The sequence below is a fragment of the Proteus sp. TJ1640 genome, from assembly GCF_003144445.1.
Lineage (GTDB): Bacteria > Pseudomonadota > Gammaproteobacteria > Enterobacterales > Enterobacteriaceae > Proteus > Proteus penneri.
The window spans coordinates 119,700-140,513 of the sequence record NZ_PENY01000022.1; the positions used below are offsets into that span (position 1 = coordinate 119,700).

The following is a 20,814-nucleotide window of genomic DNA, read 5'->3' on the forward strand; positions in this document are numbered from 1 at the left end:
TGAAACGATATGCTATTTAATTCATTTTTTTTCTGTAAATTCAGATTAGATTCTTTTCTCTTTATTCTCTCATCTGAAATGAGTTATTCGTGATCTGATTCATACTAATCTTTCAGTCAAAGTGATCTCATTTTTAGTCAAAAGGCAGATCACTTTTTATTTTTTGATAACGTTCACATTTTAGAGCTATAAATGATTTTCTTATATATCAAAAGATTATATTCAGATAGATTAAATAAAAAGAGCCGATTTTAAGAGTAAAAAGAGGTATAAAAGTGATCTACAAAGACATTGCAAAAAGCCTAAGAATTCAAATAAATTCGGCTGGATACCAAATTGGTGACCCTTTACCAGCAGAAAAATCATTAGCACAACAATACAACGTATCGAGAATGACAATACGTAAAGCGGTGGATTTATTAGTGACCGCAGGATTATTAGAACGAAAACATGGCTCTGGTACTTATATTAAAGAAAAAGATGTTCATCATGAAAATGCTAGCCTAAAAGGCTTTGTCGAATTAATGGCAAATACAGGCCACAATGTAAGAAGTGAAGTGATAGAATTTAGCGTTATTCCCTGTCCTTTATCTATCGCCAGTAAACTACGAATTAATTCAAATGAACGTATTTTTTATTCAAGGAGAATACGTTACGTTGATAATAAACCACTTATTGTTGAAGATAGTTATATGCCTGTTAAATATTTTCGTAATTTAACCTTAACCCATTTAGAAGGTTCTAAATTTGATTTTATTGAAAATATTTGCCAAATAAAAATAGCGGGAAGTTACGAGACATTTCACCCTATAATACCAGACAACAATATTTGTCAATTATTAAAAATAGAGAATAACATTCCAATATTAAGACTCAGCACATTATCATACAGCACCAATGGTGATTATATAAATTATTCAATAATGTATAGAAATACCCAAGATTATATTGTTGAGTATCATTTAAAACGAGAGCAATAGTTATTAATAATAAATAATCGCTATAGCAAAAAAGCACTCCGTAGAGTGCTTTTTAAACTTAATAAAAGAGCTTAATTATTTCTTTTTAATCGCATTAATAATATTTGTTGTAGAAATGCCATCTTCAAAGTTTAGCACTTTTACTTCACCGCCTGCAGCCCAAACTTCTTTACTACCCGCGATATCTTCAGGTTTATAATCACCACCTTTAACTAAGATATCCGGTAAGACAGAAGCGATTAAGCGCTGTGGTGTATCTTCTTCAAATGCAACAACCCAGTCTACTGCACCTAAAGCGCCAAGCACTGTCATACGTTGCTCTAATGGATTAACAGGGCGAGTTTCACCTTTTAAACGCTTTGTTGACGCATCGCTATTTACAGCGACAATAAGGCGATCACCTAATTTTCGTGCATTGGCTAAATAACTAACATGGCCTGCGTGAAGAATATCAAAACATCCATTAGTCATCACAATACGCTCACCGCGCTGACGTGCTAATTCAACTGCTTGTTTTAATTGTTCTTCTTCCATTATACCAAAACCGTTGTCAGCACGACCACGAATGGCGTTTTCCAGTTCAATAGGTGATACTGTCGATGTTCCTAATTTACCGACAACAACACCCGCTGCTGCATTAGCCAGGAAACAAGCTTCACTTAAAGGTTTGCCAGCAGCTAAAGAGGTGGCTAATACACCAATTACCGTATCACCAGCCCCAGTAACATCATAGACTTCTTGTGCTTGGGTTGGTAAATGCAATGGCGCTTCATTTGCACGAAGTAAGCTCATTCCACGTTCTGAACGAGTGATCAGCAACGCTTCAAGATCTAAATCTCGAACTAATTGAGTCCCTTTTTCCACCAGCTCATCATCGGTTTTACATACCCCAACGACTTGTTCAAATTCAGACATATTTGGCGTTAATAGCGTCGCACCACGATAGCGTTCAAAATCAGATCCCTTAGGATCAATTAATACAGGTACACCCGCTTTTTTTGCCAGTTGGATCATTTCTTGAACATGAGAAAGTGCGCCTTTCGCGTAATCTGATAAAATCAGAGCGCCAATAGAAGGCAACGCTTGTTGAATTCGTTCATAGATAGGTTGAGGATCAACGTTGCTAAACCCTTCTTCAAAATCAAGACGAATTAATTGCTGATTACGAGAAAGAACACGTAATTTTGTGATCGTTGGATGTGTCGCAACAGAGACAAAATCACAACGCACATTGACCTGATTTAATGTATTACTCAATGCTTTTGCGGCTTCATCAATACCTGTTAAACCCACTAAACGCGAATTAGCACCAAGAGACGCAATATTCATCGCAACGTTTGCGGCACCGCCTGGTCGCTCTTCTGTGGTATCGACTTTAACCACTGGCACTGGGGCTTCTGGTGAAATTCGACTTGTTGGGCCATACCAATAGCGGTCTAACATGACGTCACCGACAACCAACACATTGGCCTTATTAAAATCCGGCAGCGTTACTTTCATCCCATACTCCACATTTATTTTCAAAATAAGCCGAAATAATACCATAACTTGTTAGGCAAAAAGAGATACACATAAAGACTTCATGCCAACAAACCATTACTCTTGTTCACCAAGCCACTTCAGTTTGCTTTTTAATACACACTCTCGCTCTGCGATAAAACAATGATTATCCACAATGGCAGGTAATGCTTGTAACGCCAGATGATGTAATTCATTACGCAAAGTGACATAAGCATGTGTTAAAGCGAGAGCTTCATCTTCATTCATTACTTGATGCTTTGCCATTAGCTCAAAAATACGCACATTATCAGACCAACGAGTTAAAGCAGGGTATTGATGAGAAAAACGCAATACTAAATATTGCGCGATAAATTCAATATCGGTAATACCGCCAGATGAGTTTTTTAAATCAAACTTGTCTGCTTGTGTTGGTGCAAGATGTTGCACCATTTTTTTACGCATATCACGGACTTCATTTTGTAACACATCAGCATCACGAGAGAGGCACAACGTTTCATGACGAATACGTGAAAACATCTGTTGTAGTTGCTCATCACCATAAATCATTCTGGCGCGAATTAAGGCTTGATGTTCCCATGTCCAAGCTTCATTTTTCTGATATTCATCGAAAGCTTGGATCGTACTTACTAACATTCCTGATTCACCCGAAGGGCGTAAACGCGCATCGACTTCATACAATACGCCAGAGGAGGTTCGGGTACTAAATAAATGGATAATACGCTGTGCTAAACGAAGATAAAATTGGCGGGCATCGATCTGTTTTGCTCCAGTTGTCACGATATTCATTGGACAATCTAATAAAAAAACCAAGTCCAAATCTGAGCTATAGCCTAATTCCCATCCCCCCAATTTGCCGTATCCAATCACCGCAAAGCCCAATCCATCACGATGAGCTAAATGTTCAGGCTCACCATAACGTTTCACCATATATGACCAAGCTTGATGAACAACCGCATGAATAATAGCTTCAGCTAAATAGGTTAAATGATCGCTAACTTTCATCACGGGTAATACACCTGTGATATCTTCCGCAGCAATACGCAACAGTTGGGCTTGCTTAAATTGGCGCAGTGCTTCTAGTCGTTGTTCTTCATCTTCTTCTGGTACACGTAATAAATATTGACGTAATTCATCACGATAGGCATCTAAAGGTAGTGGCTGATAGAGTGAATTAGGATCAAGTAATTCATCTAACAATAAAGGATGAAGCGCTAATTGTTCTGCGATCATCGGAGATGCTGCACATAATCGAATAACGTGTGTTAAAACTTCATCAGACTCTTGCATCAACTCTAAATATGTCGTGCGACTGACAATGCTTAATAGCAATGGAGTGATCCGTTTTAATGTGACTAATGTTTGAGGTTGCTGGCAAATTTTAGCCAATAGTTTTGGCATTAAAGCGTCAAGAACATCGCGTCCTCTCGGCCCAATAGTCCGCTTGCCAATATCTTGGCGAAAAATCTGCAACGTCTGATTTATAGCCTCAAGCACTTCAATGGTTAATGTTTCATGAAATAATGACGACGTTTCAGGTAAGCGTCCAAGTAACCAAAGACGTTTAAATTCAGAGATATCATCTTCATCATCGTTCTCGTCTTCTTCACCAATTAATTGCGTGAAAATCACGGAAACAGCCTGCATCTTGTGGTTAATCTCTTGATAAAGCGTATCCCAATCATCAAATCCCATTGCGAAAGTTAACCGTGCTTTATCTTCTTCACTTTCAGGTAAAGTTTGGGTTTGTTGATCGCCAATAGATTGCAGTAAGTTTTCTAATCGACGAAGGAAAAGATAACTATCAGACAATTGGGCGGTTTCTTGTGACGTTAACAGTTCAAGTTTGGTGATAACATTAAGCACTGTTAATAATGAATTGTTTTGTAACTCAGGCTCCCTACCCCCACGAATTAACTGGAAAACTTGAGTAATAAATTCAATTTCACGAATACCACCAGAGCCTAATTTTATATTATCAATCATGCCACGACGACGAACTTCACGACTTATCATGGATTTCATATTTCTAAGTGATTGAATAACACTAAAATCAATATAACGACGATAAACGAAAGGACGCAACATTTGCCGTAAAACTTGGCAATACTCTCTCTTTTCTGCACCTAAAACACGCGCTTTGATCATTGCATAGCGCTCCCAGTCTCGCCCTTGCTCTTGGTAATAATCTTCCAGCGCCGCAAAGCTCATCACCAAAGGCCCACTTTCACCAAAAGGACGTAGTCGCATATCAACACGATAGACAAAACCATCAATGGTATGCTGATCCAGCGCTTTAATAAGCTTTTGACCTAAGCGAGTAAAAAACTGTGCGTTATCTAATTCTCGACGTCCACCTTGCGTAAATCCATTTTCAGGATAGGCAAAAATTAAGTCGATATCAGAAGAAAAATTAAGTTCAAATCCACCTAATTTCCCCATTCCTAAAATCAGTAATGGCTGAGGTTTACCTTCACTATCACAAGGCGTCCCCCATTGTTGGCAACATTGCTGATAAAGCGTATCTCTCGCGACACAAATTAATGTTTCAGCCAATACACTCAAATGTTTTAACACACAAGGAATATCGCCTAATTGAAAAAATTGTAACCATGCAATTCGCACTAATTGTTGATGACGAAATTGGCGTAAGATCCGCATTACATCATCTTCATTATCAATATTGGTTAATTTTGCCGTTAATTGAGACTCATAACTCTGCCATTCGACACAGGTTGGTGGATTTTGTCTGAGATCAGTCAACCATTGCGGATTAACCCGAAAATGCTCGGTTGCAAAGGGACTAAATGCAAGAAATTGTTGTTCTTGTTCACTAAAAGGTGCCAGCGCATTAAGTTGAGAAGAAAAACCACACTGTGCTTTATCCCACAATGATTGAAGTACACTGATAACAGACATAAATAGACTCTCACGTTGTCAGGAAATTAAGCAATAGACAGTAACCACGACGTAGAAGATAACTTAAAGTTCAACCATAAAACATGATAATAGTCGGTTGCAGTTGTAAATGTTAACGGTGAAATTGCATTGAGTGACTGTTGCATAAATTCAGGCAGATCTGACTGTTTTTTGCACCAATCTGAAAATAATGCCAACATCGCTGGCATAGTTATTGTCGGAGGTGTTGGATTAGCAAAAATAGCTTCTTCTAATGCCTGTATTGCACTTAACCATTTTGTCAGTTGTTGTGCCGTTGTATCACTAGGAGAAAGATTTACGACACTCAACGATAACGCAGGCTTATCTTTTGCCAGATAATAACCTCGAGCCGCTTTACTGCGAGAAGCAAGACGTAATCCGCCTTTTTCACCTAAATACGTCGCTAATGCAATAACGTCTGACACCTTACCTTTTTTAAGTTCTAGCTCAAACTCTTCGATGGGTAATTCATATTGCTCAGTACGAATAGTACCTTGATCTAAGACCACTTCTATTTGACTGTCTTGATACTCAACAAGCCAGATTTCACGATAAAAATCGGTATGAAATAACACATTAAGCTGGGATTCTAATAAAGTGAGATCCGTTTTTTCTGGCCAGATTTCCGCAGGAAAGCGAGCCAAGTCTAATTTAGGTTGTGTTAATTCAACGTTATATTCTGGACGTTGATGCAAACCTGCAACAACTTTACCCGCTGTTTTAATTGTCATTTCATAACGTTCATCAACACCACGAATACGCAGCCCCATATCCCAACGACGAATTTGATTATCTGTCGTCTCAAAGTAAAGATTAGTCAGCTTTTTGGGGGCAGCGTGCTGATGTGGTAGAGTCAGAATGCGCTGAATAATGTGAGGAATAGCGGCAGGTATGGCACTCATTTTGAGTTCGGTTTCTAATTGGCTCATTCTATTTCCCTTAAGTAAATCAATTGATTAGTAAAATATTTAACGCATTTTCATTTAGCAAGTGATAGCCTAATAACAATAATGAATAAAAGGCAGATTATCCCTATATTCTACCAGTTAAGAGTGTTCTCATTCTGGTTTACTATTTGCTTACGCAAACTTTACTCTTTAGTATCAGTAAAAATATTCTCTTGTATAGATAAAAAAGTTGAAAACATAATGCGAAAATTACCCTTACTTTTTCTTTCCTTACTTGGCTTAGGTGTTTCTCTGAGCTCACACGCAGAAACTCGCTATGTTTCCGATGAATTATCCACTTATGTACACAGTGGACCTGGAAATCAGTATCGAATTGTTGGCTCTTTAAATTCTGGCTCAACCGTGACTGTACTTTCTCGTAATGCAGCAACGGGTTATGTACAGGTTAAAGACGATAAAGATCGTACCGTTTGGTTACCAGAAAACCAACTCAGCACGCAGCCAAGTATGCGTACTCGCATCCCTGCTATGGAAAAAGAGATCCAAACACTGCGTGATAAACTGGCAAATATCGACCAAAGCTGGAACCAACGCACCATTGATATGCAAAATAAAGTTTCAAACAGCGATGACATCATCAATGGTTTGAAAAAAGAAAATGAACAAATGAGAACAAAGCTCGCTGTCGCAGAGAAAAAACTCGATTTTGCTAATCAACAGTTAGATGACCGACAACGTGACATCATTTTACAGTGGTTTATGTATGGTGGTGGTGTTGCTGGTGCAGGTCTTATTTTTGGTCTGATCCTTCCACATATAATTCCTCGTCGTCGTAAACGCAACGATCGTTGGATGAACTAATATTCAGCCAAAAGGAATCATGATCCCGTGAATATATACCTTGTTGGTGGCGCTGTGCGTGATCAATTATTACAGATACCTGTAAAAGACAGAGATTGGGTTGTTGTTGGTGCAACACCCGAAGAACTGTTACAACAAGGATATCAACAAGTCGGCAAAGATTTTCCTGTTTTTCTTCATCCTGATACACATGAAGAATATGCACTTGCACGTACGGAACGAAAATCTGGATCAGGTTACACGGGATTTACTTGTTATGCCGCTCCTGATGTCACATTAGAAGACGATCTTGCACGTCGCGATCTCACTATAAATGCCATAGCGTATTCTGCAAATGGTGAATACATTGACCCTTACCAAGGTATAGATGACATTAATGCACGATTGCTTCGCCACGTCTCCGATGCCTTTTCAGAAGATCCTTTAAGAGTTTTGCGGGTTGCACGTTTTGCGGCTCGATTTGCGCCTTTAGGTTTTAGCGTAGCACCAGAAACACTGCAATTAATGAAGACAATGGCACAAAGTGGCGAACTAAATGCACTAACGGCAGAACGCGTTTGGAAAGAGACTGAAAAAGCCCTTGAGAGCCATGCCCCTCAGGTTTACTTTGAAGTTTTACGCCAGTGCGGTGCTTTAAAAGTTCTTTTCCCCGAAATTGATGCCTTATTTGGCGTACCGGCTCCTGAAAAATGGCACCCAGAAATCGATACGGGTATTCATGCCATGATGGTACTGAATATCGCCAGTCAATTAACAGACGATATTGCGGTACGCTTTAGTGCCTTATGTCATGATCTAGGAAAAGGATTAACGCCTCCTGAAAATTGGCCTCATCATCACGGTCATGGCCCTGCTGGTGTACCTTTAGTTGAAGCATTGTGTCAACGATATCGTATTCCAAATCACATTCGTGATTTGGCTCGTTTAACAGCAAAATTTCACGATCATATCCATCGTATCGATAGAATGCGCCCTTCTAAAATTATCCGCTTATTTGATGCTATTGATGCATGGCGAAAGCCTGAACGTGTTGAACAATTAGCAATGGTCAGTGAAGCGGATGCTAGAGGACGTCTCGGGTTAGAAAACCTAGCTTATCCACAACACGCATTTTTTTGCCAAGCTTTCGCCGTTGCAAATAATGTGGATATTAAGCCAATCATTGAAAGTGGATTAAAAGGAAGTGCAATACGAGATGCGCTAACCAAGCAACGAGAAGTTGCGATTATAAAATGGAAATCGCAACTTAATCGAGAAAGTGAGTAATTAAGCTTTACGCTCAATAATCACCCCTACATTTGTGGCTTGTGCAATAGCTCCCGGTTTCGCTAATTTAATTTTTACTCTTGGTACAGCAAATTGCGTTATCAATAGCTGTGCCACTTCTTCAGCTACTCGTTCAACTAATTCAAAACGTCGACTCTCGACATAATCAATGATTGCATTGCTCACACTGGCATAATCTAAACAATGAACAACATCATCAGTTTGGGATGCGCGTTTGTTATCCCATTCCATTTCGATATCGAACACTAATTTTTGTTTTATGGTTTTCTCCCAATCATAAACACCGATTGTAGTTATTACTGATAATTGCTCAATAAATACGATATCCATCACGTCATCTCTTATTTTTTCTGTTCATCGGATACCACTTCCGATGAAATATGCGTATTATCCATACATGCCTAACGAACTTACATAAACATTGGAGAATACAAATGAGTGCTAACGCACTTGGAATGATCATCTTCGCCTACTTGTGCGGCTCAATCTCCAGCGCGATATTGATTTGCCGACTGGCAAGATTACCTGATCCAAGAAAATTTGGCTCTGGCAATCCCGGAGCGACCAACGTCCTACGTATTGGTGGAAAAGTAGCCGCAGCAGCCGTTCTTATCTGTGACGTCCTAAAAGGGATGATCCCTGTTTGGCTCGCCTATTACTTAAATGTGCCTCCTTTTTACCTCGGCATTGTCGCCATTGCCGCATGTCTTGGGCATATCTACCCTGTTTTTTTCCACTTTAAAGGAGGAAAAGGGGTTGCAACCGCCTTTGGTGCCATTGCCGCAATTGGCTGGGATTTAAGTGGTCTTATCGCAGGAACGTGGTTACTCACCGTATTACTTAGTGGCTATTCATCACTTGGCGCGATTATCAGCGCATTACTCGCCCCTTTTTATGTTTGGTGGTTTAAACCAGAATTCACTTATCCCGTTGCGTTATTATCATGCCTTGTACTTTACCGCCATCATGACAATATTCAACGTTTATGGCGTGGTCAAGAGAGTCGGATTTGGCAAAAATTGAAGAAAAAAACGGAAAAAACAGAAAAAGAGATCATTCAAGAAGCAAAAGAACAAGAAAAAGAAGATTAATTACATTACGCTTCAAATAAACGCCAAAAACAAAAAGCCACTTTTAAAAAAAAAGTGGCTTTTTAACAAAGGAATAAAATCTAAATACTCAAATAAATTATTGCTTATCAAGCGCAGGTAATTCAGCTAAAGGCCAACGTGGTCTTACCGTCACACTTAATGGGCCTTCTGTACCACCTTTAAAACGGATCATACCTGCCAACGCAATCATTGCGCCATTATCTGTACAAAGCTCAGGGCGAGCATAAAAGACTTCTCCACCGATTTGCTTCATAACAGCTTCCATTTTTGCACGTAATGTTCGGTTTGCACTCACTCCACCCGCCATGACTAAACGCTTAAAACCTGTTTGTTCTAAGGCTCGACGACATTTTATTGCTAACGTATCAACAACTGCATCTTCAAACGCGCGTGCGATATCCGCGCGCGTTTGGTCTGTATCATCATTTTGACGAATAGTATTAGCCGCAAAAGTTTTTAAACCTGAGAAACTAAAATCAAGTCCCGGCCTGTCTGTCATTGGACGAGGAAAAACAAAGCGGCCTTCTGTACCTTGTTGCGCCATTTTCGATAATACTGGGCCACCTGGGTAATCTAATCCCAACAGTTTTGCCGTTTTATCAAAAGCCTCACCAGCAGCATCATCTATAGATTCACCCAATAAGGTGTATTCACCAATTCCTGTCACACTAATTAACTGTGTATGACCACCAGAAACCAGAAGTGCCACAAATGGAAACTCGGGGGTTTTTTCTTCAAGCATTGGTGCTAATAAATGGCCTTCCATATGATGAACAGGAATAGCGGGAACATCCCACGCAAACGCTAATGAACGCCCAATAGTTGCACCTACAAGTAATGCGCCTACAAGACCAGGTCCCGCAGTATAAGCAACCGCATCAATATCTTTTGCAGTAAGATTTGCTTCTTTAAGCGCGGCTTGAATAAGTGGCACTGTTTTACGGATATGATCTCGTGAAGCCAACTCAGGAACCACACCACCATAATCGGCGTGCAATTTAATTTGGCTATAAAGTTGATTTGCTAATAGACCGGCTTTATCATCGTAAATTGCGATACCGGTTTCATCGCAAGATGTTTCAATACCTAAAACTCGCATGACGCTTCCAAATTCTTCATCGCTGATCCGCGTAATAAGTCAATTGTATCATTATTTCGGTGATTTTATACGCCTTCACAACATCTTTTACATACCAGCATGTGACAAATTCCTTTTTCTGGTCTATAATTATCCACCTATTTTAAATGATTTAAATGTGTGGTTAGCGACTTTCGCTTTTTGTGCTTATTAAAAAGACACAAAAGTGAGAGTTTGCGTTTCAATTTTGTGCATCTCTTTACAAAGTGCCCTGCTTTGAAGTAAAATTCCGCACCATTTTAAATGTCGGCTGGCTTAAATAATGCCAGCGCAAACCGATTTCTATTGAGGTGAGAGGCACATGCCGGTAATCAAAGTACGTGAAAACGAGCCATTTGACGTTGCTCTTCGTCGTTTCAAACGCTCTTGTGAAAAAGCAGGCGTATTAGCAGAAGTTCGTCGTCGTGAGTTTTATGAAAAACCAACGACTGAACGTAAACGTGCTAAAGCATCAGCAGTAAAACGTCACGCTAAAAAATTAGCTCGCGAAAACGCACGTCGTACTCGTCTGTACTAATATATTGCGGCTTATACCGCAACATATGCAGACACAGTAGTCGCAGTTAAAGGCCGTGCTTTCTTTCGAGAGCGCGGCTTATTCTCGTTCAACAACAGGCGTAAAAGGGCTTATGGCTGGACGAATTCCACGTTCATTTATCAATGATTTGCTAGCTCGAACCGATATCATCGATCTTATCGACGCTCGCGTGCCGTTAAAAAAACAAGGCAAAAATCATTCAGCGTGTTGTCCGTTTCATAATGAAAAAACGCCCTCTTTTACAGTAAATAGTGACAAACAGTTTTACCACTGTTTTGGTTGTGGCGCGCATGGCAATGCTATTGATTTTTTGATGAATTACGACAGGCTCGATTTTGTCGAAACCATTGAAGAGTTAGCAGCAATGCATGGGTTAGAAGTTCCTTATGAATCAGGAACAGGCAGTAGCCCTATTGAACGACATATAAGACAAAATCTCTATCAAGTGATGGAGAGATTGAATCAGTATTATAGTAACGCTCTAAATAAATCTGATGCACAGGAAGCAAGAAACTACCTTGCGCATCGTGGGCTTAGTGACGATATTATTACCCGTTTTTCTATTGGATTTGTGCCAACTGGTTGGGATAACGTCCTAAAACGTTTTGGTCAAGATGCCGATAATAGAGCCTTACTTCTTGAAGCGGGTATGGTAATCACTAACGATAATGGTCGCACTTATGATCGTTTTCGCCAACGCGTCATGTTTCCTATCCGAGATAGACGTGGCCGTGTTATTGCCTTTGGTGGGCGTGTTTTAGGTGATGATTTACCTAAATACTTAAACTCACCAGAAACAGAGATTTTCCATAAGGGCCGTCAACTTTACGGACTTTATGAAGCACAACAATCTAATAATAACGTCACAAAGCTATTAGTTGTTGAAGGTTATATGGATGTTGTGGCATTAGCACAGTTTGGTATTGATTATGCCGTTGCCTCATTAGGAACCTCCACCACAGCAGAACATATCCAGTTGCTTTTTCGAACAACGGATAACATTATTTGCTGCTATGATGGAGATAGAGCTGGACGTGATGCCGCATGGCGAGCATTAGAAACCGCCCTTCCTTTTTTAAATGATGGCCGCTCTTTACGTTTTATGTTTTTACCCGAAGGCGATGACCCCGATTCTCTGGTTCGTCGTGAAGGTAAAGAATCTTTTGAAAAACGTATGGAACAAGCACATTCATTATCAGAATTTTTATTTGATTCACTCGTTCCTCAAGTGGATCTGAGTACTCAAGAAGGCAATGGTAAGCTATATAGTTTAGCCAGACCATTAATAGATAAGATCCCAAGTGAAACTTTACGTCTATATTTATTAAGAGAGCTTGGAAGCTTAACGGGAAATCCCGATATTGAGCAGATGGATCGTTTATTTGGCAGAACGCCGGTTAATCACGAGTTATCGTATCAACCGACAAAATTACGCACAACACCGATGCGTATATTGATTGCCCTATTGATACAAAACCCAGAATTCTCTAAATTAGTGCCCCCTCTCGAGGGATTAAGTACAGAAAAAATCGCAGGTTTATCGCTTTTTATTGAATTAGTTTCTGTTTGCCAAGCACAACCTGGCCTGAATACAGGGCAGATTATCGAACTCTATAGAGAGAATAAATTCGGTAAACAGCTTGAAAAATTGGCAATGTGGAACGATATAGATATAGATGAGATTGCAGAAAAAACCTTTACAGACACGTTAGATCATATTTTTTTAACCGCAATGGACGAACGTTTAAACACGCTTATTGCGAAAGAGAGAACAGAAGGTCTAACGCAAGATGAACGCGAAGAAGTCCAATTGATAATACAGGCACGCGTTAAAAAGTAAATACAAAATTAAGATTAAAAACACGGCTTAATTGCCGCTATCGGTAGGTACTAAAAACCTACATTTGCTACGCTGAGGGGATCGTAGCAATCGACAATGAAAATGCCCCTCCGTAGTTATTGTTGGCTAAACAGTTATCGCCGACCCGACACCAACCCAAATTACTTTGAAGTGTGGATACCGTCTTATGGAGCAAAACCCGCAGTCACAGCTGAAGCTACTTGTTACTAAAGGTAAGGAGCAAGGCTACCTGACCTATGCTGAGGTCAATGACCATCTGCCGGAAGATATCGTCGATTCAGATCAAATCGAAGACATCATCCAGATGATTAACGACATGGGCATTCAGGTTATGGAAGAAGCACCTGACGCCGATGATCTGATGCTGGCAGAAAATTCAAATGATACTGATGATGATGCTGCAGAAGCCGCAGCTCAGGTACTTTCTAGTGTAGAATCTGAGATTGGCCGTACAACCGACCCTGTGCGTATGTATATGCGTGAAATGGGTACAGTTGAACTGCTCACCCGGGAAGGTGAAATTGATATCGCAAAACGCATTGAAGATGGTATTAATCAAGTTCAATGTTCCGTTGCAGAATATCCTGAAGCAATTACTTATCTTCTTGAACAATATGATCGTGTTGAAGCAGGCGAAGCACGTCTTTCAGACTTAATTACTGCATTTATTGACCCTAATGCCGAAGAAGTGGCAGAAAGTGAAGATGTCAATTTAGGCAAAGAAGATGATGAAGTTGCCAATGACGCTGAAGACGAAGATGAAGATGAAGACGAAGATGGCGACAATGACAGCGATAGCGATGACGATAACAGCATCGATCCTGAATTAGCACGCCAGAAGTTTACTGAGCTTCGTGAGCAATACGAAAAAACTCGCCAAACTATCAAGGCGAAAGGTCGCAACCACAAAGATACAGAGCTTGAAATCTTATTGTTATCTGAAATTTTCAAACAGTTCCGTTTAGTACCGAAACAGTTTGATTATTTGGTTAACAATATGCGTGAAATGATGGACAGAGTTCGTACTCAAGAGCGTCACATCATGCGTCTTTGTGTTGATCAAGTTAAGATGCCTAAGAAAAACTTCATTACGCTGTTTACAGGTAACGAAACTAATGACACATGGTTTACTGCTGCTCGAGCAATGAATAAGCCTTGGTCTGAAAAGCTGGCAGGCATTGAAGAAGAAGTACAACGCAGCTTACAAAAACTGCAACAAATTGAAGTTGAAACTGGATTGACAATCGAACAGGTTAAAGATATTAACCGTCGCATGTCTATCGGTGAAGCAAAAGCACGTCGTGCGAAAAAAGAGATGGTCGAAGCGAACTTACGTCTCGTTATCTCTATCGCGAAAAAATATACCAACCGTGGCTTACAGTTCCTTGACCTAATTCAGGAAGGGAATATCGGTTTGATGAAAGCGGTTGATAAATTTGAATACCGTCGTGGTTATAAGTTCTCAACTTATGCAACATGGTGGATACGTCAGGCAATTACTCGTTCAATCGCTGATCAGGCGCGTACAATCCGTATCCCTGTTCATATGATCGAAACGATTAATAAACTGAACCGTATCTCTCGTCAAATGTTGCAAGAGATGGGACGCGAGCCTTCACCAGAAGAGCTTGCAGAACGCATGTTAATGCCTGAAGACAAGATCCGTAAGGTACTAAAAATCGCTAAAGAACCTATCTCCATGGAAACCCCAATCGGTGACGATGAAGATTCACATTTAGGTGATTTTATCGAGGATACAACTCTCGAATTGCCACTGGATTCTGCGACATCAGAAAGCTTACGCTCAGCAACTCACGAAGTGTTAGCTGGCTTAACACTGCGTGAAGCGAAAGTCTTGCGTATGCGTTTTGGTATTGATATGAATACAGACCATACCTTGGAAGAAGTGGGTAAACAGTTTGATGTTACCCGTGAACGTATTCGTCAGATTGAAGCGAAGGCACTGCGTAAATTACGCCACCCAAGCCGTTCTGAAGTGTTACGTAGCTTCCTTGATGAGTAATCAACTTTCCTCTCAATAAAAGTTATAATGAACGCCTGTGATATCACAGGCGTTTTTTTATGAGGATTTAGAGACGATATCTACAATCTCTTTAAACTACGATAGATTTCACCTACATATATTTATAAAAAATAGCCTTATTATTTATATTTTTGTATCTGTACGCATGCTTATTAATGATATTGTTACGCTATCTTATTGATATCATAGTTATTCTCAGTTTTATCTTTTTATTGTTTAAATTGAACATAAATTGCGCATACAGTCATTCAGAGGCTAGACCTAGCGCCAAATGGCACGTATAATCACACTCCATTAAGGCCCCTTAGCTCAGTTGGTTAGAGCAGGCGACTCATAATCGCTTGGTCACTGGTTCAAGTCCAGTAGGGGCCACCAAATTTTAGCTGTTAAATCAGCACATTAAGCCACTTCTTAGCAAGTGGCTTTTTTGTTTCTATGGGCGAAGCTGAGTGTTGCGCTATTTTTCTAATTATCCGCTATAACCTTCTATAAAAACCCTACTCCACATTTTGATATCACTCATCCATCTTTGTTGTTCAATATCCTCAATATCAATTCATATAGAATGATAGTTGTATTTAAGGTGTCTGTATCGAATTCACTCTTTACAAGAAAAATGATAGATCTTTTAATATTTATACTTTTATAACTATATTAGAGTATCTTAATTGGAATAATTTAAATTAGAATACTTAAATTAGAATATCTAAATCTTTTTTCGATTTATTTAACTCTGAGGTGATAAAGCAAAATGCCAAATAACAGTAGAAATAAATCACTTTTTTTATCAATTTTAAATTTTCATGAATTTATTTTAGATAAAATAATCGAATTTTGAGTTATAGATAATATCTAACAATTCCTAGCATCATAAAAAACCTCAATTTAAAACAATCATAAAAAGAAAGTTTTATAAAAAATTAATTATTAAATTAACTTAACTTTGACCCAAAACAAATCTCACTTACTACTTTATAGTGTAAATAATTAAAATAAAAAAAATAAACTTATTTTTTTACAAAAATAAACCACAAGTTAATTGTGTATTATTTATAATAACTGCTTATTATTATTTATTTATAAAAAACAAATAAAACGAGTATTTTAATATTTTAAAGAAACGCAACCACATGTTATATTTATAAAATATAAAAAAATATACTTATACGACAATCTAATAGAGAATAACTATTAATGACTTAAATAAAAAAACAATAAATTAATATACACTTATTAGGTGTTTTGTTTTTGATGAAATATTACAATCACCACTTTTCGGTGTCTTGATTTTATAAAACATCTCGAGTAAATTATTTAGTCGAGAACATAATGAAATAAATTATTTTATTATGCTCATTAAAAATGACTAGGTAATTAATAAAATTTTATATAAATGGGTAAATAGGCTATGTAATAAATGTGATATTAGACTTGTTCATAAAAGTGGTCAAAAAAGGAATAAATAGAGAACGTAAAAATACGATTAATAGATTAATGACTTGTAAAAAACTAGCTAAGCTATTAAATATTTCCAAACAACAAATATCTAGATATAAATGTGATATTTGTAATATTACAGCCGGTACACTTGTTATTATACTTGAGATCTTAGACGCCTCTATTGATGAATTTATCAAAAATTTAAATTCAAACACCTTTGATAATAAAACACTTAAAGCCAAGAATTTCTTTAAATCTTTTATTTTGATAAATAATTGATAAATATTGCATACTAAATGAGTTTCATTTTTACATTAAGCTAACAATTTACTTTATTAGTTTTTTTCCTAATAAGTAAACATAATATTCCTTTAAATTTTAAATAAAGGAATATTATGTTTATCTTATTATGGAAATAAGATGCCTATGTCCATCGTTTTTAAAGTGTTCATCCGTTAGAGTCAATAAGATGTTACTTATATTATAGAGGAAAAGTATGAAAAAGGTTATTGTTGCTACTTTAATTACTACTGCCGTAGCTTTAAGCTCATCAGCGTTTGCTGCTGGTGGACAAGGTCAAGGTTCTGGTCAAGTGAAGTTCCACGGCTATATTATTGATGCTCCATGCTCAATAGAATCAGAAAACCCAATCGAAGTTGATTTCAACCAAATATCTCGTAAGGCACTAGCCGCTAATGGTAACACTGGTGAAAGTCATGTTAAAACATTTAGCATTGAATTAGCTGACTGTGATATCTCTGACTTAACTGATAAACAAGTTACTACTACATTTAGCTTCACTGATGCTGGTCAAGATACCAACTTAATTGGATTTGATGGCAAAGAAGGAATGGGTGCTGGTATTGCAATTGTTTCTGGTGGCAGCAAAGTAGTGAACAACGTTGCCACTAAACCACACAAATTAACTACTGGTCCTAACACTCTACAATTCGCTTCTTATGTGAAAGGTCTTGGTGGTACAGGTGATGATGCTATTAAAGTCGGTGAATTCTACGCAACCGCTAACTTTACTTTAGCATACCAATAAGAAATAGCAGGTCAGTTTTATTAATATAAAACTGACCTGCTCTGCTAATTGGAACTATTAATGAAAAGATTGATATCTCTTTTATCATTATTATTAGTCACTTCATATACGTATTCGGCCACAGAACAAGGACATGGTCGAGTTGATATGAGGGGGACTATAGTTGAGACACCCTGCTTAATTGATACGGGAAGTGCGGATCAATCAATAGATTTAGGTATTATTCCTATTTCATATATGTCCCAATATGGTTCATCTCCAGAAAAAGCGTTTTCAATTAAATTGATAGATTGCCAGTTGGTATCAACAGTAAAAGAAAACTTTCAATGGGAAAGTTTCGATGTAACTTTTGATGGAGCTAATAATGGTAATTATTATACTGTCAATGGAGACGCAAGAGGCGTTGTTTTACAAATAAAAGATACCAATGAGCAGTTAGCTATACCAGGGAAGAGTATGAATAAAATACAAATCTCGCCTGGGGATATGTTTTTAAATTATAAATTAAGACTTATTACTGATGGCTCTGATATAAGAGCAGGTGATTTTCATACTATTCTTATTTATAGAATCAGTTATTACTAATTCTAACTATTCGGATAATCATAATGTTATTATTGAAAATAAAAAATGTATTAGTAAGAAAACTGATCATAGTAAGTGCCTTTTTTATTTTTAATCCTGCTTATTCAAACACATTTGAATTTAGTTCAAATATGTTTAATTTAGAAGATGGCGAAAATATTGATGTCACCCAGTTTTCCAAATCAGGGTATATTCTTCCAGGAACCTACACATTAAAAATTCAGCTTAACCAAAATGTTATTGCTGAACAACCAATCACTTTTTATGCTGATGAGTCTCGAGAAACAGGTAGTTCAGTCTGTTTATCACCAGAACAAGTTTCACTATTAGCCCTAAAACCAGAAATACTGAAACAAATCAATTGGTTAAATGATGAAAGTTGCCTTGATTGGAGTTCACTCCCTGGTGCAACTTATACTGGTGATCTTGGTACATTGACATTACATATTAGTATACCTCAAGCCTATATCGAATATTCAGATGCAACATGGGAGCCAGCTTCACGTTGGGATGAAGGTATCTCTGGACTTATATTTGACTACAGTATAAATGCTAAAACAAATAGACCCCACAAGTCAGGAAATAATACATATTCATTAAATAGTAATGGTGTTGCTGGTATTAACTTAGGTGTTTGGCGTGTTCGTGGTGATTGGCAAGGACGTTTAAACCATGGTACAGGATCACAAGATGCTGTAAATACAGATTTTAAGTGGAGCCGATTTTATGCTTATCGTGCAATTTCCCAGCTAAAAGCTAAATTAACGTTGGGAGAAGTTTATTTAGAATCTGATCTATTTGATACATTTAGATTTATTGGTGCGATATTAGGTTCTGACTTATCTATGTTACCACCAAATTTACGTGGATATGCTCCAGAGGTTAATGGTGTCGCACAGACCAGTGCTCAAGTCATTATTTCGCAACAAGGACGAATTATTTATCAGACCCAGGTTGCCGCTGGACCTTTTAGCATTCAAGATTTAAGTAGTGCAGTTAGTGGTACTTTAGACGTTAGAGTTGAAGAGCAAGATGGACGTGTTCAAGAGTATCAAGTTAATACTGCAACAATCCCTTATCTAACTCGTCCTGGACAAGTGAGATATAAAGTCGCTTTTGGACGCCCAGCAGATATGGATCACCGGGTTAATGGGGATGTATTTGCCACAGGTGAGTTCTCATGGGGTGTAACAAACGGTTGGTCATTATTTGCGGGTAGTATTAATAGCCAAAATTATAATGCGTTTTCTGCTGGTTTTGGACGTGATTTACTTGCACTTGGTGCACTTTCATTTGATGTAACTCAATCTATTGCTAAGCTTTATAATGGTGGTGACAAAGATAAGTACCAAGGTCGTTCATATAGAATCAGTTATTCAAAAAGATTCGATGATATAGATAGCCAAATACAATTTGCTGGATACCGTTTTTCTGAACGTGATTTTATGAGTATGTCTCAATTTTTAGATGCTCAACAAAATAATAGTATTCGGGAAAATCACCAAAAAGAATTATACACCATTACACTAAGTAAAAACTTTAGAGATTATCGACTTTCAACAGGTTTAAATTATCGTTACCAAACATATTGGAATCAGCCTGACCAAAACCGTTATGATTTCACTGCAATAAAATATTTTGACATCGGTAATTATAAAAATTTATCTTTATCATTAAATCTCTTTAGAAATAAAAGTAATTGGGGTAATGACCAAGGTGCTTATGTAAGTATGACCATGCCTTGGGGAACTGGTGGTAATTTAAGTTATAGTTCAAACATTGATAATGATAATAATATTTCAAATACCGTTGGTTTCTTCAATCGTGTTGATGAAAATACTTCATATAGAATAAGTGCGGGTAATCAACGTAAAGGTGCTCTTGCTAATGCTTATATTTATCATGAAATGAATAATGCTACGTTAAGCGGGACAGCAGATTATGTTCATAATCAATATACTGCATTTGGTTTGAATGTGCAGGGTGGTATGACTATGACAATGAATGGTGGGGCCATACATAGAAGTAGTTTACCTGGTGGTACACGTCTGTTAGTTGATACGGATGGTGTTGAAAATATTCCTGTTCAAGGATATAGCACCCCTGTCTATACAAATGCTTTCGGCAAGGCCGTTTTACCTGAAGTGAATAGTTATTATAAAAATAAAATTAAAATTGATATTAATAACCTTCCTGAGGATGCTGAGGTTAATGACAACGTATTATTAGCAACGTTGACTGAAGGTGCTATTGGTTATCGTAAATTTGAAGTTAATTCAGGTATGAAATTAATGGCTGTTATTAGGTTAAGTGATGGAAGTTATCCTCCTTTTGCAGCTCAAATAACGAATTCGAAAGATAGAAATACCGGCATAGTGGGCGAATTTGGTAATGCTTATATAACAGGTATTAACCCAAATGAATCGATGACTGTTAGCTGGGGTGGAAATAAAAAATGCCAAATTAATTTCCCTGATAAAATAGAAAACAATGGCCAATCTTTAATACTAGTATGTTCCAATGTTATGGAATAAAAAATTAATTCTAATAGAGC

The 20,814-nt window shown here is 37.8% G+C and carries 15 protein-coding genes and 1 tRNA gene; 11 read left to right on the plus strand and 5 right to left on the minus strand.

Annotated elements, in window-relative coordinates:
• The first annotated feature begins 275 nt into the window (after positions 1 to 275).
• Positions 276 to 980 carry a GntR family transcriptional regulator gene (locus DK861_RS09935; RefSeq protein ID WP_109399982.1) on the plus strand — a complete coding sequence of 235 codons (705 nt, stop codon included), beginning with the start codon at positions 276 to 278 and terminating at the stop codon, positions 978 to 980.
• Between the two features lie 75 nt (positions 981 to 1,055).
• Here the strand turns inward: DK861_RS09935 and hldE are convergent, their stop codons facing one another.
• The 3 genes from hldE to DK861_RS09950 form a co-directional block, all read right to left on the minus strand.
• The gene (gene hldE, locus DK861_RS09940; protein ID WP_072064312.1) at positions 1,056 to 2,480 is read right to left on the minus strand and encodes a bifunctional D-glycero-beta-D-manno-heptose-7-phosphate kinase/D-glycero-beta-D-manno-heptose 1-phosphate adenylyltransferase HldE; all 1,425 of its coding nucleotides are present in this window, start codon (positions 2,478 to 2,480) and stop codon (positions 1,056 to 1,058) included.
• A gap of 96 nt (positions 2,481 to 2,576) precedes the next feature.
• Positions 2,577 to 5,417, minus strand: coding sequence for a bifunctional [glutamate--ammonia ligase]-adenylyl-L-tyrosine phosphorylase/[glutamate--ammonia-ligase] adenylyltransferase (gene glnE / locus DK861_RS09945; protein ID WP_109399983.1), 2,841 nt, complete (start codon positions 5,415 to 5,417; stop codon positions 2,577 to 2,579).
• A 26-nt stretch (positions 5,418 to 5,443) separates the two neighbouring features.
• Positions 5,444 to 6,367, minus strand: a complete 924-nt coding sequence (locus tag DK861_RS09950; RefSeq protein WP_109399984.1) for a CYTH domain-containing protein — start codon at positions 6,365 to 6,367, stop codon at positions 5,444 to 5,446.
• Positions 6,368 to 6,586: 219 nt separating this feature from the next.
• Between DK861_RS09950 and DK861_RS09955 the strand changes: the two genes are divergently transcribed.
• Together DK861_RS09955 and DK861_RS09960 are read left to right on the plus strand one after the other, a co-directional pair.
• Positions 6,587 to 7,207: a TIGR04211 family SH3 domain-containing protein gene (locus tag DK861_RS09955; RefSeq protein WP_072064315.1), complete on the plus strand. Its 621-nt coding sequence runs from the start codon at positions 6,587 to 6,589 to the stop codon at positions 7,205 to 7,207.
• A gap of 27 nt (positions 7,208 to 7,234) precedes the next feature.
• The gene (locus tag DK861_RS09960) at positions 7,235 to 8,473 is read left to right on the plus strand and encodes a multifunctional CCA addition/repair protein (RefSeq protein WP_109399985.1); all 1,239 of its coding nucleotides are present in this window, start codon (positions 7,235 to 7,237) and stop codon (positions 8,471 to 8,473) included.
• Here the strand turns inward: DK861_RS09960 and folB are convergent, their stop codons facing one another.
• Complete coding sequence (gene folB / locus DK861_RS09965) at positions 8,474 to 8,824, minus strand: bifunctional dihydroneopterin aldolase/7,8-dihydroneopterin epimerase (RefSeq protein ID WP_072064317.1); 351 nt, start codon at positions 8,822 to 8,824, stop codon at positions 8,474 to 8,476.
• Between the two features lie 104 nt (positions 8,825 to 8,928).
• Between folB and plsY the strand changes: the two genes are divergently transcribed.
• Positions 8,929 to 9,585, plus strand: a complete 657-nt coding sequence (plsY, locus tag DK861_RS09970; protein ID WP_006536028.1) for a glycerol-3-phosphate 1-O-acyltransferase PlsY — start codon at positions 8,929 to 8,931, stop codon at positions 9,583 to 9,585.
• A gap of 97 nt (positions 9,586 to 9,682) precedes the next feature.
• On the opposite strand, the gene tsaD is transcribed toward plsY, so the two are convergent.
• Entirely contained in the window at positions 9,683 to 10,705 is a 1,023-nt protein-coding gene (tsaD, locus tag DK861_RS09975; RefSeq protein WP_109396238.1) for a tRNA (adenosine(37)-N6)-threonylcarbamoyltransferase complex transferase subunit TsaD, read from the minus strand.
• A 340-nt stretch (positions 10,706 to 11,045) separates the two neighbouring features.
• Here tsaD and rpsU point away from each other — a divergent pair, with 340 nt between their 5' ends.
• From rpsU to DK861_RS10015, 7 genes are all read left to right on the plus strand, one after another.
• Positions 11,046 to 11,261, plus strand: coding sequence for a 30S ribosomal protein S21 (gene rpsU / locus DK861_RS09980; protein WP_001144069.1), 216 nt, complete (start codon positions 11,046 to 11,048; stop codon positions 11,259 to 11,261).
• A 112-nt stretch (positions 11,262 to 11,373) separates the two neighbouring features.
• Positions 11,374 to 13,122, plus strand: a complete 1,749-nt coding sequence (gene dnaG, locus DK861_RS09985) for a DNA primase (RefSeq protein ID WP_109399986.1) — start codon at positions 11,374 to 11,376, stop codon at positions 13,120 to 13,122.
• A 187-nt stretch (positions 13,123 to 13,309) separates the two neighbouring features.
• Positions 13,310 to 15,166, plus strand: a complete 1,857-nt coding sequence (gene rpoD / locus DK861_RS09990; RefSeq protein WP_072064321.1) for an RNA polymerase sigma factor RpoD — start codon at positions 13,310 to 13,312, stop codon at positions 15,164 to 15,166.
• A gap of 319 nt (positions 15,167 to 15,485) precedes the next feature.
• Positions 15,486 to 15,562: transfer RNA gene (locus DK861_RS09995), tRNA-Ile, on the plus strand.
• Positions 15,563 to 17,123: 1,561 nt separating this feature from the next.
• Positions 17,124 to 17,675, plus strand: coding sequence for a fimbrial protein (locus DK861_RS10005; RefSeq protein ID WP_109399988.1), 552 nt, complete (start codon positions 17,124 to 17,126; stop codon positions 17,673 to 17,675).
• 60 nt (positions 17,676 to 17,735) lie between these two features.
• Entirely contained in the window at positions 17,736 to 18,260 is a 525-nt protein-coding gene (locus tag DK861_RS10010) for a fimbrial protein (RefSeq protein ID WP_109399989.1), read from the plus strand.
• A gap of 23 nt (positions 18,261 to 18,283) precedes the next feature.
• On the plus strand, positions 18,284 to 20,794 hold the full coding sequence (locus DK861_RS10015) for an outer membrane usher protein (RefSeq protein WP_109399990.1): 2,511 nt from the start codon (positions 18,284 to 18,286) through the stop codon (positions 20,792 to 20,794).
• Positions 20,795 to 20,814 lie beyond the last annotated feature (20 nt).

Excerpts from the sequence above, each read along its gene's own strand:
- hldE (WP_072064312.1), bottom strand. The coding sequence starts at position 2,480 with ATGAAAGTAACGCTGCCGGATTTTAATAAGGCCAATGTGTTGGTTGTC.
- glnE (WP_109399983.1), bottom strand. The coding sequence starts at position 5,417 with ATGTCTGTTATCAGTGTACTTCAATCATTGTGGGATAAAGCACAGTGT.
- DK861_RS09950 (WP_109399984.1), bottom strand. The coding sequence starts at position 6,367 with ATGAGCCAATTAGAAACCGAACTCAAAATGAGTGCCATACCTGCCGCT.
- DK861_RS09955 (WP_072064315.1), top strand. The coding sequence starts at position 6,587 with ATGCGAAAATTACCCTTACTTTTTCTTTCCTTACTTGGCTTAGGTGTT.
- folB (WP_072064317.1), bottom strand. The coding sequence starts at position 8,824 with ATGGATATCGTATTTATTGAGCAATTATCAGTAATAACTACAATCGGT.
- plsY (WP_006536028.1), top strand. The coding sequence starts at position 8,929 with ATGAGTGCTAACGCACTTGGAATGATCATCTTCGCCTACTTGTGCGGC.
- tsaD (WP_109396238.1), bottom strand. The coding sequence starts at position 10,705 with ATGCGAGTTTTAGGTATTGAAACATCTTGCGATGAAACCGGTATCGCA.
- rpsU (WP_001144069.1), top strand. The coding sequence starts at position 11,046 with ATGCCGGTAATCAAAGTACGTGAAAACGAGCCATTTGACGTTGCTCTT.
- dnaG (WP_109399986.1), top strand. The coding sequence starts at position 11,374 with ATGGCTGGACGAATTCCACGTTCATTTATCAATGATTTGCTAGCTCGA.
- rpoD (WP_072064321.1), top strand. The coding sequence starts at position 13,310 with ATGGAGCAAAACCCGCAGTCACAGCTGAAGCTACTTGTTACTAAAGGT.
- DK861_RS10005 (WP_109399988.1), top strand. The coding sequence starts at position 17,124 with ATGAAAAAGGTTATTGTTGCTACTTTAATTACTACTGCCGTAGCTTTA.
- DK861_RS10010 (WP_109399989.1), top strand. The coding sequence starts at position 17,736 with ATGAAAAGATTGATATCTCTTTTATCATTATTATTAGTCACTTCATAT.
- DK861_RS10015 (WP_109399990.1), top strand. The coding sequence starts at position 18,284 with ATGTTATTATTGAAAATAAAAAATGTATTAGTAAGAAAACTGATCATA.